Annotated in this window: 13 protein-coding genes; 6 read left to right on the forward strand and 7 right to left on the reverse strand. The window is 60.7% G+C overall.

What is annotated here, in order from left to right; genetic code table 11:
- Nucleotides 1-75 precede the first annotated feature (75 nt).
- Nucleotides 76-636 (reverse strand): RrF2 family transcriptional regulator, encoded by a 561-nt coding sequence (locus tag Q8X48_RS26050; RefSeq protein ID WP_126050711.1) that lies wholly within the window; start codon nucleotides 634-636, stop codon nucleotides 76-78.
- Between the two features lie 309 nt (nucleotides 637-945).
- On the opposite strand from Q8X48_RS26050, the gene Q8X48_RS26055 reads away from it, so the two are divergent.
- The 4 genes from Q8X48_RS26055 to Q8X48_RS26070 all read left to right on the forward strand — a co-directional run bounded on the left by Q8X48_RS26055 (nucleotide 946) and on the right by Q8X48_RS26070 (nucleotide 5,522).
- Nucleotides 946-2,148, forward strand: coding sequence for an NAD(P)/FAD-dependent oxidoreductase (locus Q8X48_RS26055; RefSeq protein WP_407802172.1), 1,203 nt, complete (start codon nucleotides 946-948; stop codon nucleotides 2,146-2,148).
- A gap of 137 nt (nucleotides 2,149-2,285) precedes the next feature.
- Entirely contained in the window at nucleotides 2,286-3,575 is a 1,290-nt protein-coding gene (locus Q8X48_RS26060) for an NAD(P)/FAD-dependent oxidoreductase (RefSeq protein WP_095967700.1), read from the forward strand.
- A gap of 25 nt (nucleotides 3,576-3,600) precedes the next feature.
- A complete protein-coding gene (locus tag Q8X48_RS26065) occupies nucleotides 3,601-4,155 on the forward strand; it encodes a helix-turn-helix domain-containing protein (protein ID WP_007976194.1) in 555 nt (184 codons plus the stop codon).
- A 20-nt stretch (nucleotides 4,156-4,175) separates the two neighbouring features.
- Complete coding sequence (locus Q8X48_RS26070) at nucleotides 4,176-5,522, forward strand: glutamine synthetase family protein (protein WP_095967701.1); 1,347 nt, start codon at nucleotides 4,176-4,178, stop codon at nucleotides 5,520-5,522.
- Between the two features lie 268 nt (nucleotides 5,523-5,790).
- Here Q8X48_RS26070 and Q8X48_RS26075 read toward each other — a convergent pair whose 3' ends face one another.
- The 4 genes from Q8X48_RS26075 to Q8X48_RS26090 form a co-directional block, all read right to left on the reverse strand.
- Nucleotides 5,791-7,176, reverse strand: coding sequence for a purine-cytosine permease family protein (locus Q8X48_RS26075; protein ID WP_407802171.1), 1,386 nt, complete (start codon nucleotides 7,174-7,176; stop codon nucleotides 5,791-5,793).
- 5 nt (nucleotides 7,177-7,181) lie between these two features.
- On the reverse strand, nucleotides 7,182-7,859 hold the full coding sequence (locus Q8X48_RS26080) for an isochorismatase family cysteine hydrolase (RefSeq protein WP_407802170.1): 678 nt from the start codon (nucleotides 7,857-7,859) through the stop codon (nucleotides 7,182-7,184).
- 457 nt (nucleotides 7,860-8,316) lie between these two features.
- Complete coding sequence (locus Q8X48_RS26085) at nucleotides 8,317-9,360, reverse strand: LLM class flavin-dependent oxidoreductase (protein ID WP_407802169.1); 1,044 nt, start codon at nucleotides 9,358-9,360, stop codon at nucleotides 8,317-8,319.
- 234 nt (nucleotides 9,361-9,594) lie between these two features.
- Nucleotides 9,595-10,080 (reverse strand): flavin reductase family protein, encoded by a 486-nt coding sequence (locus Q8X48_RS26090; protein ID WP_217837894.1) that lies wholly within the window; start codon nucleotides 10,078-10,080, stop codon nucleotides 9,595-9,597.
- A 323-nt stretch (nucleotides 10,081-10,403) separates the two neighbouring features.
- On the opposite strand from Q8X48_RS26090, the gene Q8X48_RS26095 reads away from it, so the two are divergent.
- Nucleotides 10,404-11,810 carry a purine-cytosine permease family protein gene (locus Q8X48_RS26095; protein ID WP_407802168.1) on the forward strand — a complete coding sequence of 469 codons (1,407 nt, stop codon included), beginning with the start codon at nucleotides 10,404-10,406 and terminating at the stop codon, nucleotides 11,808-11,810.
- 194 nt (nucleotides 11,811-12,004) lie between these two features.
- Here Q8X48_RS26095 and Q8X48_RS26100 read toward each other — a convergent pair whose 3' ends face one another.
- The gene (locus Q8X48_RS26100) at nucleotides 12,005-12,622 is read right to left on the reverse strand and encodes a glutathione S-transferase family protein (protein WP_407802167.1); all 618 of its coding nucleotides are present in this window, start codon (nucleotides 12,620-12,622) and stop codon (nucleotides 12,005-12,007) included.
- A 450-nt stretch (nucleotides 12,623-13,072) separates the two neighbouring features.
- On the opposite strand from Q8X48_RS26100, the gene Q8X48_RS26105 reads away from it, so the two are divergent.
- Entirely contained in the window at nucleotides 13,073-14,173 is a 1,101-nt protein-coding gene (locus tag Q8X48_RS26105) for a polyamine ABC transporter substrate-binding protein (protein ID WP_407802166.1), read from the forward strand.
- 143 nt (nucleotides 14,174-14,316) lie between these two features.
- On the opposite strand, the gene Q8X48_RS26110 is transcribed toward Q8X48_RS26105, so the two are convergent.
- A complete protein-coding gene (locus tag Q8X48_RS26110) occupies nucleotides 14,317-15,105 on the reverse strand; it encodes an AraC family transcriptional regulator (RefSeq protein ID WP_407802165.1) in 789 nt (262 codons plus the stop codon).
- Nucleotides 15,106-15,108: the final 3 nt, after the last annotated feature.

Raw genomic sequence — 15,108 nt, forward strand, 5'->3', positions numbered from 1 at the left:
AATCGGTCACAGACCGTTTTGCGCCTGAATCGAGAAAAACCGGATGCCTGGCGTGCATCCGGTTCAATGAGATGGTCAGTCTGAAAGGTTGGTCGCAGGAATGATCTGCTCACTGGCCTGGGCGCTGCTTTTCCTTTCCCGACGCTCGTTCATCCAGCTCTCCACCTTGACGCCGAATTCTGCCGGGGCCTTGCGCCCGAATTTCCTGGCGATGTCGAGGATGGTTTGCTGGGCGAGGGCCTCTTCCATGCGTTTTTGCGCAACCATCATCGCCCCATGGACCGCACACGGACCGTCCAGTGCCCAGGCCGGCGGGGTGCCCTCAAACACTGCGCAACGACCGCGGATCTCCCGACAATCGAAGATCGACTTGCGGCCGTCGATGGCGTTGACGATATCCAGCAGGGTGATTTCGTCGGCGGGCCGGGCCAGCTTGAAGCCTCCGCGCATGCCTTCGGTGGCGACCACCAGCTTGCCTTTGGCCAGCTTGGTGAAGATTTTCGCCAGATAGTCCAGGGGAACGCCTTGCAGTTCGGCAAGGTCGCGCACACTCGCTTCGCGCGAATCGCCGCCGTTGCCGACGAGAAAAAGCAGGCAGTGGATGCCGTATTCGACACCTGCGCTGTAAAGAGACATACAGATCTCCGACTTGATTAGTCGCCAATTCTAACAGCCGAGCCTAAGCCAGGCAACGAATCGTCGTGTCCTGAATTTTCTTTTTTAGCTCGAAAAACCCTTGTCATGCACGTTCTTGAGGCTTTTCTGCGCAGGCATCGACGCGTTCGATGGCAGCCATCAAAAAAAACGGGTTGCAGGATTTAACTTGGATCAATAGAGTCGTAGTTGTTCGAGCGGCATAGGTCGACGATTCTCGAAAAACACCGACCTCATGCCTGCTCCCGATGAGCGTGACTCACAACCCTTGTTTATCCCCTGGAGTTAAAAATGAAACAGCACATTCTGGTGATCGGCGCAGGTTTCGGTGGCATGTGGACCGCTTTGAGTGCCACGCGCCTGTTCGACATTCACGGCCACAACGACGTAGAAGTGACCGTGCTGGCGCCCCAGGCCGAGCTGCGTGTGCGCCCGCGCTTCTACGAACCGAACGCCCACCAACTGGCTGCGCCGATCGGCGATCTGTTCGATGTTGTCGGGGTAAAGTTCATCAAGGGCGCGGCGCAAACCATCGATGTCGAGCAAAAGCAGGTCGGCTATGTCGATGCCGCCGGTGCCCGACAAGTCTGCAGCTACGACAAACTCGTTCTGGCCACCGGCAGCAGCCTGGCTTCGCCAAACATTCCGGGCGTGGCCGAACATGCGTTCGACGTCGACCAGATCGAACAGGCCGTGCGCCTGGAAAACCACCTCAAGGCGCTGGCCAATCAGCCCGAAAGCAACGCGCGCAACACGGTGGTGGTGGCCGGTGGCGGTTTCACCGGGATCGAAACGGCGACTGAAATGCCGACCCGCCTGCGGGCCATCCTCGGCGACCGAGCAGACATCAATGTGATCATCGTTGACCGTGGCGATAAAATCGGCGGCTCGATGGGCGAGGAAATCGCCGAATCGATCGCCGAGGCCAGTGTGGCGACCGGCGTGAAATGGCACTTGAAAGCCTCGGTGGTGGCGGTCGATGCCAACGGCGTCACCCTGTCCGACGGTGCGCGTATCGATGCCAGGACCGTGGTCTGGACCACCGGCGTTCGCGCCAGCTCCCTGACCGAACAGATCCCGGCCGAACGCGATCGCCTGGGCCGCCTGCATGTCGACGCCCACCTGAAAGTGATTGGCCAGGACGACATCTTCGCCACCGGCGACGTCGCCTACGCAGCCAGTGACGAGATCGGCAACTACGCCCTGATGACCTGCCAGCACGCGATTTCGCTGGGCCGTCATGCCGGCAACAACGTTGCAGCGCAGATCCTCGGTGTCGACCCGACGCCGTACAGCCAGCCCAAGTACGTGACCTGCCTGGACCTCGGCGCCTGGGGCGCGGTCTACACCGAGGGTTGGGACCGCCAGGTCAAGTTGATCAAGCAAGAGGCCAAGGCATTGAAGACCCAGATCAACACCCAGTGGATCTACCCTCCGGCGGCAGATCGAGTCACCGCACTGGCTTCGGCGGATCCGATGATTCCTGTGGCCTGATTGATTCGAGCATCGCGTCTGAACAAAACAATCCCGCTCGGGTTCGCCGAGCGGGATTTTTTACGTCTCGATTGCCTGCGTGAAATTAACCGTGTATTTTTTCATGAAATTAAAAATACAAAATTTCACGAGGCAGTATGTTTCAGCAATCCACCCGGCATGTCGCCAGTTACTACGCCCATAGCTGCGCCGATCGACTGGTCAATCGCACCGCACTGGAGGGTGAGCAAGACACCGAAGTGCTGATCATCGGGGCCGGTTTCAGTGGACTGCACACGGCATTGCGCCTGGCGCTGGCCGGCAAGCGCGTGACCGTGCTCGAGGCCAGCCGGGTGGCCTGGGCCGCGTCCGGGCGTAATGGCGGGCAGGCGATTCTCGGCTGGTCGTGTGACATGCCACCACTGGAGGCGGCGCTGGGATACGAGCGAGCGCGGCGATTGTGGGACGGCATGCGCTGGGCCGCGCGCGAATTGCGTGATCTGCCCGGCCGCCATGAGTTCGATTGCGACTATCGCGCCGGCCATCTCTGGACTTCGGTGATGCCGCGGCGAGTGGGGCTGCTGACCGAGTGGCAGCACGAGGCCAGCCACAAGTGGGGTCACGACAAACTGCAATTCATCCCCCGGCAACAGCTGCCGGAATGGGTGGCCAGCGAGCGTTATCAGGCCGGCCTGTTCGACCCCGAGGGCGGGCATTTGAACCCGCTGAAACTGGCGCTGGGTCTCGCGGATGCAGTTGAGCGGGCTGGCGGTCGTATCTACGAGCAAAGCAAGGCACTGAGTTATGGCGAGGAGGGCGAAGGCTTTGTGGTCACGACCGAACGCGGTCGTATTCGCGCCGATGTGCTGGTGCTGGCGTGCAACGCCTACCTCGATCGGCTCGACCCGCAACTGGCCAGTTGCGTGTTGCCGGTCGGCACCTATCAGGTCGCGACCGCGCCGCTCACCAAGGACCAGGCCACTGCGCTGCTGCCGAGCAACGTGTGCGTGACCGACAACCAGTTCGTGCTCGATTATTTCCGCCGCACCCCGGATAACCGCCTGCTGTTCGGCGGCGGTTGCACTTACCTGGGCGGGATGCCCAAGGACATCGCCGCGGCGACCCGGCCGTTCCTGGAGCGAGTGTTCCCGCAACTCACGGGCGTGGCGCTGGAGTTTGCCTGGGGCGGACACATCGACCTGACCCTCAAGCGCACGCCGGATATCGGTCGCCGTGGCGATCTGTACTGGATGCAGGGCTATTCCGGGCATGGCGTGCTGCCGACACTGGCCGCGGCGCGGGCGGTGTCCGACGCGATCCTCGGTCAGCCCGACGAACTGTCCCTGTACCAGGGCCTGAACAACGGCAGTTTTCCCGGCGGCAAATACCTGGCCGCGCCGCTGGAAGCCATCGGCAAGGCCTGGTATCGACTGCGCGACAGCATTTGAAGCGACACTTTCTGGAAGCCTCAAGATGGACATGCAAGAAGAAATCTCGGCGCTGGCGATCCTGATCCAGGACCTGCGCAAGCACAAGAAGTACACCCTGAAGGAACTGGCGGACAAAATCGGCCGCTCCGTCGGTTTTCTGTCCCAGGTCGAGCGCGGCCTGTCGCGCCCGACGGTGGCGGACCTGACCGCGATCAGCGAAACCCTCGGCGTGCCCACCACCTATTTCTACAGCCTGCCCAAACCCATGGCGTTGTCCTGGGTCACCCGCCCGGACGAGCGCCGCACGCTGTACTACGCCGACGGCATCACCGACATCCTCGTTTCGCCAAAAATGCGCGCGTCGTTCTCGATGCTTGAAAGCCAGCTCGAACCCGGCGCCAGCAGCGGCGACCGGCACATGAAGGACAGCTCCGAGCAGGGCGGTTATGTCCTTGAAGGGCAACTGACCCTGTGGCTCGACGACAACGAACCGGTGACCCTGCATCCCGGCGACAGCTTTCAACTGGCCAGCCATGCGCACTGCCGCTACGGCAACCTGTCCGACCAACTGACCCGCGTGCTTTGGGTTTACACCTGATAACAACAAGGAACAAGACGATGGATGCCGTGTGCTCTGAACTGCTGGCCGAAGTTCGCAACTTCCGCCACTGCAACCCCGAAGTGCGTTATGTCGACCTGATTTCCCTGGACATTCCGGGGCATTTCTACGGCAAGCGCTACCCGATCGAGATGCTGGAAAAAGTCGCTGCCGGCAGTGCACTGAAACTGCCGCAAAACTGCGTGCTGCTCGGCACCCAGGGCGGGCTGTTCAAGATTGGTGACTACTGCTTCAACGATGGTGACCCGGATGCGCTGCGGCGTTTGGTGCCTGGCACCTTGAAGCTGGTGACCTGGGAAAAGCAGCCTCTGGGCCAGATGCTGATCACCTCCGACGGCACGGAAAAACCCATCGAATTCGAACCCCGTGAAGTGCTGGCCCAGGTGCTGAACCGCCTGCACCGTAAAGGGATTTTTCCGGTGGTGGCCTTCGAGCTGGAGTTTTACCTGTTCGACAGCCGCTTGAAGGACGGCCTGCCACAGTTCCCCCGTGACGAGCTGACGGGTGACGCCGATGATCAGCCGAACATGCACATCGAACGCTTGTCGCGCTTCGCCCCGGTGCTCGATGAAATGGTCGAGACCGCGCGAGCCCAAGGCATTGATGCCACGGTGATTACCGCCGAACTCGGCCCGGGCCAGTTCGAAATCAACTTCGGCCATTGCGATGACGGCCTGCGCGCCGCCGACTGGGCCGCTCTGTTCTGCCGCAGCACCCGGGGCGTGGCGCTCAAGCACAACCTGCGCGCCAGCTTCATGGCCAAACCCTACTTGCAACACCCCGGCAGTGGCATGCACGTGCACGTCAGCCTGTATGACCAGGCCGGCAACAACCTGCTGGCGGCGAACGGTCAGCGGGCGCTGCGCCATGCCGTGGCCGGTTGCCTGGAGGTGTTGCCACACTGCATGCCGATCTTTGCCCCGAACCACAATGCCATGCGTCGCTTGAGCGGCACGGTGAACGTCGCGTCCCGCGCCAGCTGGGGCTTCGAGGATCGCGATGCGTGCTTGCGCATTCCGGAGTCGGACGTCAAGAACCTGCGCATCGAACATCGCCTGGCGGGCGCCGATGCCAACCCGTATCTGGCGCTGGCGGCGATCCTGGTGGGGTTGGAGCAGGGCCTGGAAGGGGAGCGCGAGCCGATTGCACCGCTCAACGAAGACCGCAGCAGTGGCATCGATTTCCCGTTGGAAATGCTCGAAGCGGTGCAGTCCATGCAACATCATTCAGCCGTGCGCGAAGGCTTGGGGGCGGAGTTTGTGGACGTCTATTGCGAAAACAAACGGCAGGATCATCTGGCATTTCTGCATGACATCAGCGCGCGTGAGTATCGCTGGTTCTTGTAGTCGACCTTAAAAAACATGTGGATATATAAGGGCTTAGAGCGTTTAGTAACTGAATGGTGAATAAAAATATCTTGTTACAGGCCGAAATATTCCGTAATATCCGCGCCGCGTTCACCACCACGGTTTATGCATTTTTAAGTCCCGGGCGTCCATCAGCTGCCCGGGATTTTTTTTGCCTGATTTTTGTTGATTGCCATTGGTGGCGAGGGAGCTTGCTCCCGCTGGGCTGCGTAGCAGCCCTAAAAATCGGAATTCATACTGTCAGGCGTCAATTGGGTTCGCTTCGCGACCCTACGGGAGCAAGCTCCCTCGCCACAGATTGTGTGCGCCGCTTCATCAGCCAGTAATAACTCACCGCCGGCACCAGCAACCCCACAACCCACGCCAGATCCACCCCGTCCAGTGCCGTGGCCACCGGGCCGACGTACAGCGTGGTGTTCATGAACGGAATTTCCAGGGCGATCGCCAGCAGGAAACTGCCGCAGGCAATCCGGTTGACTCGCCCGTAGATCCCGTCCAGGTCGAAGATGTCGTCAATCCGGTATTGCCCTTTGCGCAGGCAGTAGTAGTCCACCAGGTTGATCGCTGTCCACGGGATCAGGAAGTAGCTCATGAAGAAGATGAAGTTCAGGAAGAAGTTGATGAAGTCGTCCTGACTGATGGTGCACAGGGCCGTGGCCACCAGGCTGATCAGCAGCATGAACACACCGCGCACCCGCGGCGTCACCTTGAGTCGGGCGAAAGGCTCGATCACGGTGATGGTCGACATGAACGCGCCGTACAGGTTGAACACGTTGATCGATACCTGGCCATAGACGATGAAGGCGAACAGCAGCACCGCACCGGTGCCGAACAAACCGGCGACATGCCCGCCGACGTTGCTGGAAAAGTCGCCGATGCCGACGCTCAGGATCGCTCCGAGAATCATCATCCACGCACCGCCGCTGACCGTGCCGGCGTAGCTGTACCAGAACACCCGGGCGGTCGGCGTATTACTCGGCAGGTAGCGCGAGTAGTCGGCGACATAAGGCGCGTAGGACAGTTGCCAGGTCACGGCGATGCTCACCGCCACCAGGAACTTGGACAACGAGAAGCCGGTCGGCAGCCATTGTTCGGCCGAGATCGGCAACTGCAAGGCGAGCACCGTGGCGGCCACGAACACCACAAGCGACAGGATCGACAGCAGCTTCTGCAAACGGTGAATCAACCGATAGCCATAGAGGGCAACGACGAAGCACAACGCGCCGATCAGGTAGATGTTGCCGGACATCGGCAGCGGGCTGACGGACTCCAGCGCCTGGGCCGCTAGCAGGGTGTTGCTGACGAAGAAACCCAGGTAAATCAGCATCACGAACAGCAGCGGCAAGACCGCCCCCAGCACGCCGAATTGCGCCCGACTCTGGATCATCTGCGGAATGCCCAGCTTCGGTCCCTGGGCCGAGTGGGAGGCCATGAAAATCGCTCCCAGCAACGAGCCGACGATGATCGCCAGCGCACTCCAGAACAGGTTGAGCCCCATCACCACCGGCAACACGCCGGAGGCGATGGTGGTGATGTTCATGTTGGCGCCGAACCAGATATAGAACAGTGAGCCCGGCTTGCCGTGGCGTTCGGTTTCGGGGATGAAATCGATGCTTCTTTTTTCGACTTGCATGGCGATCACTCCTGAGTCCGGACGAGACGGGATTGCAGACGGGCGATGGTGCCGGGCAGCTCATGGGGCTGGTGGGCAAACAGGTCCGGACGCTCGGGGATCAGGCTCAGGTAGTCGCGCTGTTCCAGGGCGCGCAGGCATTCGGTCGCGGTAAGGATTTCCAGCGAGTAGACCCAGTTGGCCATGATCAACAGGGCCGAGTAATGCCCGGCCTCGGTGGTCGTGGTGCAGGCATCGCTGACCAGGCGTACGCGATAGCCCAGGGCAAAGGCATCGAACACGCTGGTCAGTACGCAGACGTCCGTTAGTACGCCGCAGACGATCAGTGTGTCGACCTCCATGGCCCTGAGTCGGGCATCGAGGTCGGTGCGGTGGAAGGCACTGTACCGACCCTTGTCGATGATCCATTCACCGGACTGTGGCGTCAGCGACTCGATGATTTCCACCTGCCGGGTGCCGGCGCGGTAACTGCCGGGGCCACCGTCGGCGGCCAGGGGTTCACCGTGGGGCAGGTCACTGCCGTCGGCCTGATTGATGTGGCGGGTATAGATGACAGGCATCCGCTGATGGCGGGCGGTATCGAGCAGGGCGGCGGTATGGGCGACCACCCTGTCGAGGTTCTCCAGGACGAAGCCGTCCTCCTGCTGCATGTCGATGATCAACAGCGCGTTGTTATTGTTCATTGGGCAAACCTGATCAAAGGCGAATACAAGACACCGCACGCGCCATGCCATGGCGAGACGCGGGGTGCGTGATTGGCTGTTCGGGTGGGCTCAGTGAACTATTTGCCAGAAGCCGTTCTGCTTGGCCGAAACGCTGGCGCGCAGACGCTTGAAATGCAGGTGCGAGGCGGTCCATTCACCGCGTAGATAAGCCCGCGCGGCGCCGGAGGGGAGGGCGAGTGATGGGAGGCGATCAGTGAACATGGAAATCGACCCCCCTGTAGGAGCGAACCTGTGGCGAGGGGGCTTGTCGGATCGCCGCATCGCCCCGTTCGACTGCGAAGCAGTCGTAAAACCAATACTTGCGGTACGTCTGACACACCGTGGTCACAGGCTGCAGGGCTGCTCCGCAGCCCAACGGGGGCAAGCCCCCTCGCCACAGGCTCGCTCCTACAGTTGATGTCGCAGGGCGGCGCAATCAGCGGAACGCTGGCACCACATGCTTGATAAACAGCTCCAGGGATTTTTTCTTCTCCGCGTGGGGCAGGCTGTTATCGCACCAGAAGCTGAATTCGTCCACGCCCAGTTCCTGGTAGTACTTGATGCGCGGAATGATTTCTTCCGGGGTGCCGATCATGGCGGTCTTGTGCAGGCTCTCGAGTTCGAACTCAGGGCGACCGGCGAATTTCTCTTCCGGGCTCGGTGCGAGGAAGCCGTTGACCGGGGTGGTCTTGTTGCCGAACCAGGCATCGAAGGTGCGATAGAACTTCGAGATCGCCTTGGCCCCGACTTTCCAGCCTTCTGGATCGTCAGCGGTGTGCACGTGGGTGTGTCGCAGCACCATGAGCTGCGGGCGCGGCACGTCCGGGTTGTTGTCCAGGGCGGCCTGGAATTTGTTCTTCAGGTCGAGGACTTCCTCGTCGCCTTTCATCAGCGGCGTGACCATGACGTTGCAGCCGTTGGCCACCGCGAAGTTGTGCGAGTCCGGGTCGCGGGCGGCGATCCACATCGGCGGGTTCGGTTGCTGGATCGGCTTGGGCACGCTGGTGGAGGTCGGGAATTTCCAGATGTCGCCGTCATGGGCGTAGTCGCCGTTCCACAAGGCCCGCACCACCGGAACCATTTCCCGCAACGCCTGGCCGCCGGAGGAGGCTGGCATGCCGCCGGCCATGCGGTCGAATTCGATCTGGTAGGCCCCACGGGCCAAACCGACTTCCATGCGGCCGTTGCTGATCACGTCGAGCAACGCGCATTCACCGGCCACCCGCAGCGGATGCCAGAACGGCGCGATGATGGTGCCGGCACCCAGGTGAATGGTGGTGGTCTTGCCCGCCAGATAAGCCAGCAACGGCATCGGGCTTGGCGAGATGGTGTACTCCATGGAGTGGTGTTCGCCGATCCACACGGTGCTGAAACCACCGGCTTCGGCCATCAGCGTCAGTTCGGTCAGGTCTTCGAACAGCTGGCGGTGGCTGACGCTTTCGTCCCAACGTTCCATGTGTACGAACAGGGAAAACTTCATGACGCTTACCTCGGATCTTTTGTTGTTGGCCTGTCGACTGCGGGCCTGATGGTTATTGGTATACCATAATACGAAATGTCTGCAAAACATTTCTCTGCCGGCAACCCCCGGTCCTGTGGGAGCGGGCTTGCCCGCGAAGGCGGAGTGTCAGGCGACATCGATGTTGAGTGTGCCGGCCTCTTCGCGGGCAAGCCCGCTCCCACAGGGTATGCGCTTATTCCATTGACGTCGGCGTCAGGCCAGAACAGGCAGGGCGCCCATCTTGCCGTGGCAATACACCAGTGGCCCGCTGCTCTGCCGGGGCACGATCAGGTTCTTCACCGCGCCGACCATGATGGCGTGGTCGCCGCCTTCATATTCGCGCCACAACTCGCATTCGATGACCGCCGTGGCGTTGGCCAGGATCGGGTTGCCCAACTCGCTGAGCGTCCACTCGATCCCCTGGGCCTTGTCCTTGCCTTTGCGCGCGAAGGCATAGGCTTCGCTTTGCTGGCCGCCGGACAGCACGTGGATCGCAAAACGCTTGTTCTTGATCAGGACAGGATAGGAGTCGGAGCTGTAGTTGGGGCAGAACAGCACCAGGGCCGGGTCCATCGACAGCGAGCTGAAGGCGCTGGCGGTCAGGCCGACGATTTGCCCATCTTCATCGAGCGTAGTGATCACGGTCACTCCGGACGGGAACGAGCCCATGACTTGTTTGTAGATGGCGGCATCGATCATTGGACGGTCCTCGGGTGGTGTGACGCGTTTTTATGTGTTTGTAGGTCTGATGGTATACCGTAATACATCGATTGCAAGGTCTTTTTGAGTGAACCGATAAACGTACGGCTGGCGTCGCAAACCCAATGGATACGGGGCTATTGGCTAGCCAGTGTGGGCGTGAATCGGGCAGGATGCCGGTTCAGATGCTTGTTCAAAGACCGGATCAGTCTTGTTTAAAGTTTGGAATACCATAATATGGTCCGCATCTGAGGGGCGACCAGAGAGTCCCCCCGGTTTGACTTCATACAAAGATAAGAACAGACAAACTCGAGTTCATGCACATGTCCCAGATGTCCCGGCAAGATCCGTTGATCGAGAACCATACGGTCGACTACGTTCCACTCGCAGAGCGCCATGGGAAGGCCCGCGATCTTTTCACCCTGTGGTTCAGCACCAACATCGCGCCACTGCCCATCGTCACCGGCGCCATGGTGGTCCAGGTGTTCCACCTCAACCTGTTCTGGGGTCTGCTGGCGATTGTCCTCGGGCACATGGTCGGCGGTGTGGTGATTGCGCTGGCGTCGGCCCAGGGGCCATGCATGGGCATTCCGCAAATGGTCCAGAGTCGTGGTCAGTTCGGTCGCTACGGCGCGCTGCTGATCGTGTTCTTCGCCGCATTGATCTACATCGGCTTCTTCATCTCCAACATCGTGCTGGCAGGCAAATCGATTGTCGGCATTGCGCCGTCGGTTCCGGTGCCGGCGAGCATTCTGATCGGCGCACTCAGCGCCACGGCCATCGGGGTGATCGGTTATCGCTTCATCCACACCCTCAACCGCATCGGCACCTGGGTCATGGGCAGCGCGTTGCTCGCCGGTTTCCTCTACATATTCGCCCATGACCTGCCGGCGGACTTTTTCACTCGCGGCGGGTTCAACCTGTCGGGCTGGCTGGCCACGGTCTCGCTGGGCGTCATCTGGCAGATCAGCTTCTCGCCGTATGTGTCGGACTACTCGCGCTACCTGCCGGCGGACATCGGCATCACCCGGCCGTTCTTCGCCACTTACCTGGGGGCGACCCTGGGCACGGTCCTGTCGTTCACCTTCGGTGCCGTGGCGGTACTGGCGACACCCGAAGGCACCGAGGCGATGGCGGCGGTCAAGCAGTCCACCGGTTGGCTGGGGCCGATCCTGATGGTGCTGTTCCTGCTCAACATCATCAGCCACAACGCCCTGAATCTGTATGGCGCGGTGCTGTCGATCATCACCTCGATCCAGACCTTCGCCAGCCAGTGGACGCCGAGCATCAAGGTGCGCGTGGTGTTGTCGGGCATTATCCTGGCGGGTTGCTGCGTGGTGGCGCTGGGTGCCTCGGCGAACTTCATTTCGCAGTTCATCGGCCTGATTCTGGCGCTGTTGCTGGTGCTGGTGCCCTGGGCGTCGATCAACCTGATCGACTTCTACCTGATCAAGCGTCGCCGCTACGACATCGCCTCGATCTTCCGCGCAGACGGCGGCATCTACGGGCGTTTCAACCTGCACGCGATCATCGCCTACTTCATCGGCATCATCGTGCAGCTGCCATTCGCCAACACTTCACTGTATGTCGGGCCATACGCCAATCTGGTAGACGGCGCGGACCTGTCGTGGCTGGTGGGGCTGGTGGTGACATGCCCGTTGTATTACTGCCTCGCTACGCGCAGCCAGGCGCAGGAAAACCGTGCGGTGAAGTTCGGCTACAGCGACTGAGGCAAAATCGTTCGGTGTGCGATTGAAAATGCCCGGCGCGTCGCCGTCACTGTAGGAGCGAGCTTGCTCGCGATGGACGTTAACGATACCGCGTGTTTACTGACTAAACGCAGCGCTCTTGAGTCCATCGCGAGCAAGCTCGCTCCTACAGTGACGGTAACGTGTCGGGCATTTTTGTGTTCGCTGATTGCTCATCACTGCTTGAACACATTCAGGCCGCGTTGTACCGCCGGCCTGGCTTCAACCGAGTTGAACCAGCGCGATAGCTGTGGCAGCAGCTTCCAGTCCAGCCGGTCACGGAATGCCATGGCAATGGTGAACGCCGAGATGTCGGCCATGGAAAACTGTTCGCCGGCCATGAATCCGCCGGTCAGAAAACTTTCCGAGTAGGTCAGTTGTTCGATCACCCGCAGATCGATGATTGCCGCCGCTTTGTCCTGCCCTGCCTGGTGCAGAAAAAACGCTGCATGGCTGGGGGCGATGACATCGGTCACGAAAAAGAAATAGCGGTCGATCACCCGGGTGCGCACAGGTCCCGGCTGCGCCGGTGCCAGCTTTCCGGGGGCAATGGAGTCGGCGTACTGGATGATGGCGTTGGACTGGTTGATGACCAGCGGCGGTGTCGTGCCGTGATCGATCAGGGTCGGCACTTTCCCGGCCGGGTTAAGCGCCAGGAAGTCCGGCCCGCGGTGCTCCTGCGCATACAGGTCGAGCTTGCGTGCCGTGTAGGCGATGCCCGACTCTTCCAGGGCGATCGCGGCCCGCAGACTGTTGCCGGTACTGGCGCCGAACAGCTCTATCCGATGGTTCATGGGCATTGCTCCTTGAGTGCACACAGGCAGCCAGTGAACACTGCCGATGAGGTCAGTATGATGAAAATCCGCCGCACCGATATTCAACAACAGTGATCGTCCATACCCCTGCGCGACAAGCCGTATCCCTCTACGAAAACGACTTTCACCGCGTTTGATAATAGCCTGCCGGGCAATACACCTGCGACTTCGCTTCGCTCCCACAGAAAAAACGATGTATGGGTTGGCCGCCGCACTGTCGGTGAAACGCCTCGCGACGCTGATCAATGCGGACAGGTATTTTGGCCGTTTCGATCTCCTTTTGGCCTGACTCACGCTGTGAACCGGCCCCGCCCTCGGCAAGAATCACAACCAGAAGCGGACTTCCTTGCCCTTGGCTATTTTCAAGGCCGCTGCCGTGTACAGAACATAAAAACCATCGAACTCACGCCACACTTGGGGAAATGATCCATGGACTCAATGAAACGCATACTGGGCGCCACCGTTTGCGGACTGTCGCTGCTGGCCAGCGCGGTGCACGCCGAACCGCGCGAATTGCGGGTGTACAACTGGGCGGACTACATCCTGCCGTCCGTACCCAAGGATTTTGCCAAGGACACCGGGATCAAGGTGACCTGGGACACCTTCGACACCAACGAGTCCCTGGAAGCCAAGCTGCTCACCGGCAACTCGGGCTACGACCTGGTGGTGCCCTCGAACCAGTTCATCGAAACCCAGATCAAGGCCGGCGTGTTCCAGAAACTCGACAAGTCCAAACTGCCGAACTGGTCGCACCAGGACCCGGCGTTGCTCAAGCTGCTGGACAAGAACGACCCGGGTAACCAGTACGGCGTGCCCTACATGTACGGCACCGTGCTGATCGGTTTCAACCCGGCCAAGGTCAAGGCGGCGCTGGGCGAGAATGCGCCGGTGGACAGCTGGGACCTGGTGTTCAAGCCCGAGAACATGGAGAAGCTCAAGGCCTGTGGCGTCGCGATGCTCGACTCGCCATCGGAAATCCTGCCGCTGGCTCTGCATTACCTGGGGCTGGACCCGAACAGCCAGAACCCGGATGACTACGAAAAAGCCAAGGCGCTGATGCTCAAGGTCCGCCCTTACGTCACCTACTTCAACTCCGCCAAGTACATGACCGACATCGCCAACGGCGATATCTGCGTGGCCATCGGGTATTCCGGCAGCTTCTATCAGTTCGGCAACCGCGCCAAAGAGTCGGGCAACGGTGTGGTCGTCGACTGGCGCCTGCCCAAAGAGGGCGCGCCGATCTGGTTCGACACCTTCGCCATCCCCAAAAGCGCCAAGAACGTCGCCGAAGCCCACGAATTCCTCAACAACCTGCTGGACCCGAAAGTCATCGCGCCGATCAGCGACTTCCTCGGTTACCCGAATACCAACAAGGACTCGCTGGCGCTGATCAACAAGGACATCACCGGCAACCCGAACCTGACACCGACCAGTGAGGCATTGAAGACGCTGTACGTCGTGCAGCCATTGCCGCAAAAGCTCGAGCGGGTGCGCACGCGGGTGTGGACCAGCATCAAGTCTGATCAGTAACACTGGGGTATTTTTGTGAGATCCCTGTAGGAGCGAGCTTGCTCGCGATGGTCGTTAACGATAACGCGTGTTTACTGGCTAAACGCGGCGCTCTTAAGTCCATCGCGAGCAAGCTCGCTCCTACAGGTCGTCCTGTGTCGAATTTATCGAAAAAACTCCCCCGGCGTTTCACCAAACTGCTGACGAAACGCCGCAATAAACGCCGACGTTGAGTCGTAGCCACAAGCCAGGGCGACGTCGGTCACTCGCTCGCCCTGTTCCAGCGGTGTCAGGGCTCCGAGCAGGCGCAAGCGCTGGCGCCAGGCGCGAAAGGTCAGGCCGGTGTCGCGCAGGAACAGGCGACTGAGGGTTTTCTCGGTGATGCCGAACTGGTCGCTCCAGTGACTGAGGGTGGTTTGTTGCTCGGGGTGCGACTCCAGGCTTTGCGCGATTTGCCGCAATCGGCTGTCCTGGGGCAGCGGCAGCATCAGGTCGATCTGGGGGGCCTCAGCCAACTGATCGAGAATCACCTGGGCCAACCGACCGTGCGCACCGTCCTGGTCGTATTCCACCGGAATCTGACTGAAGGCACGGATCAACTCACGCAACAGATCGCTGACCGCCAACACATGACAGCCCGGCGGCGCCCAGGTCGAGACGCTGCAATCGATGTACAGGCTGCGCATTTCCGTGCGCGGCGAACTGAACACCCGGTGCGGCATGCCCGCCGGAATCCACACCGCACGCTCCGGCGGGGCGACGAAGCGCCCGACGCCGGTCTGGATTTCGAGCACGCCCTGGATCGCATAGGACAGCTGCACCCACGGGTGGCTGTGGCGCCGGGTCAGGGCGCGATTGGGCAGCGATTCGGTACGGCCGTAGAGCGGCCTTGGCAGGCTGGACAGCCCGGGAATACTGCGCCGGATACTTTTGTCATGTCCTTTAGGCGGCATCGG

Origin of the sequence: Pseudomonas sp. QLc11A, assembly GCF_052112305.1 — a bacterium.
GTDB classification, from domain to species: Bacteria; Pseudomonadota; Gammaproteobacteria; order Pseudomonadales; family Pseudomonadaceae; genus Aquipseudomonas; species Aquipseudomonas laurylsulfatiphila.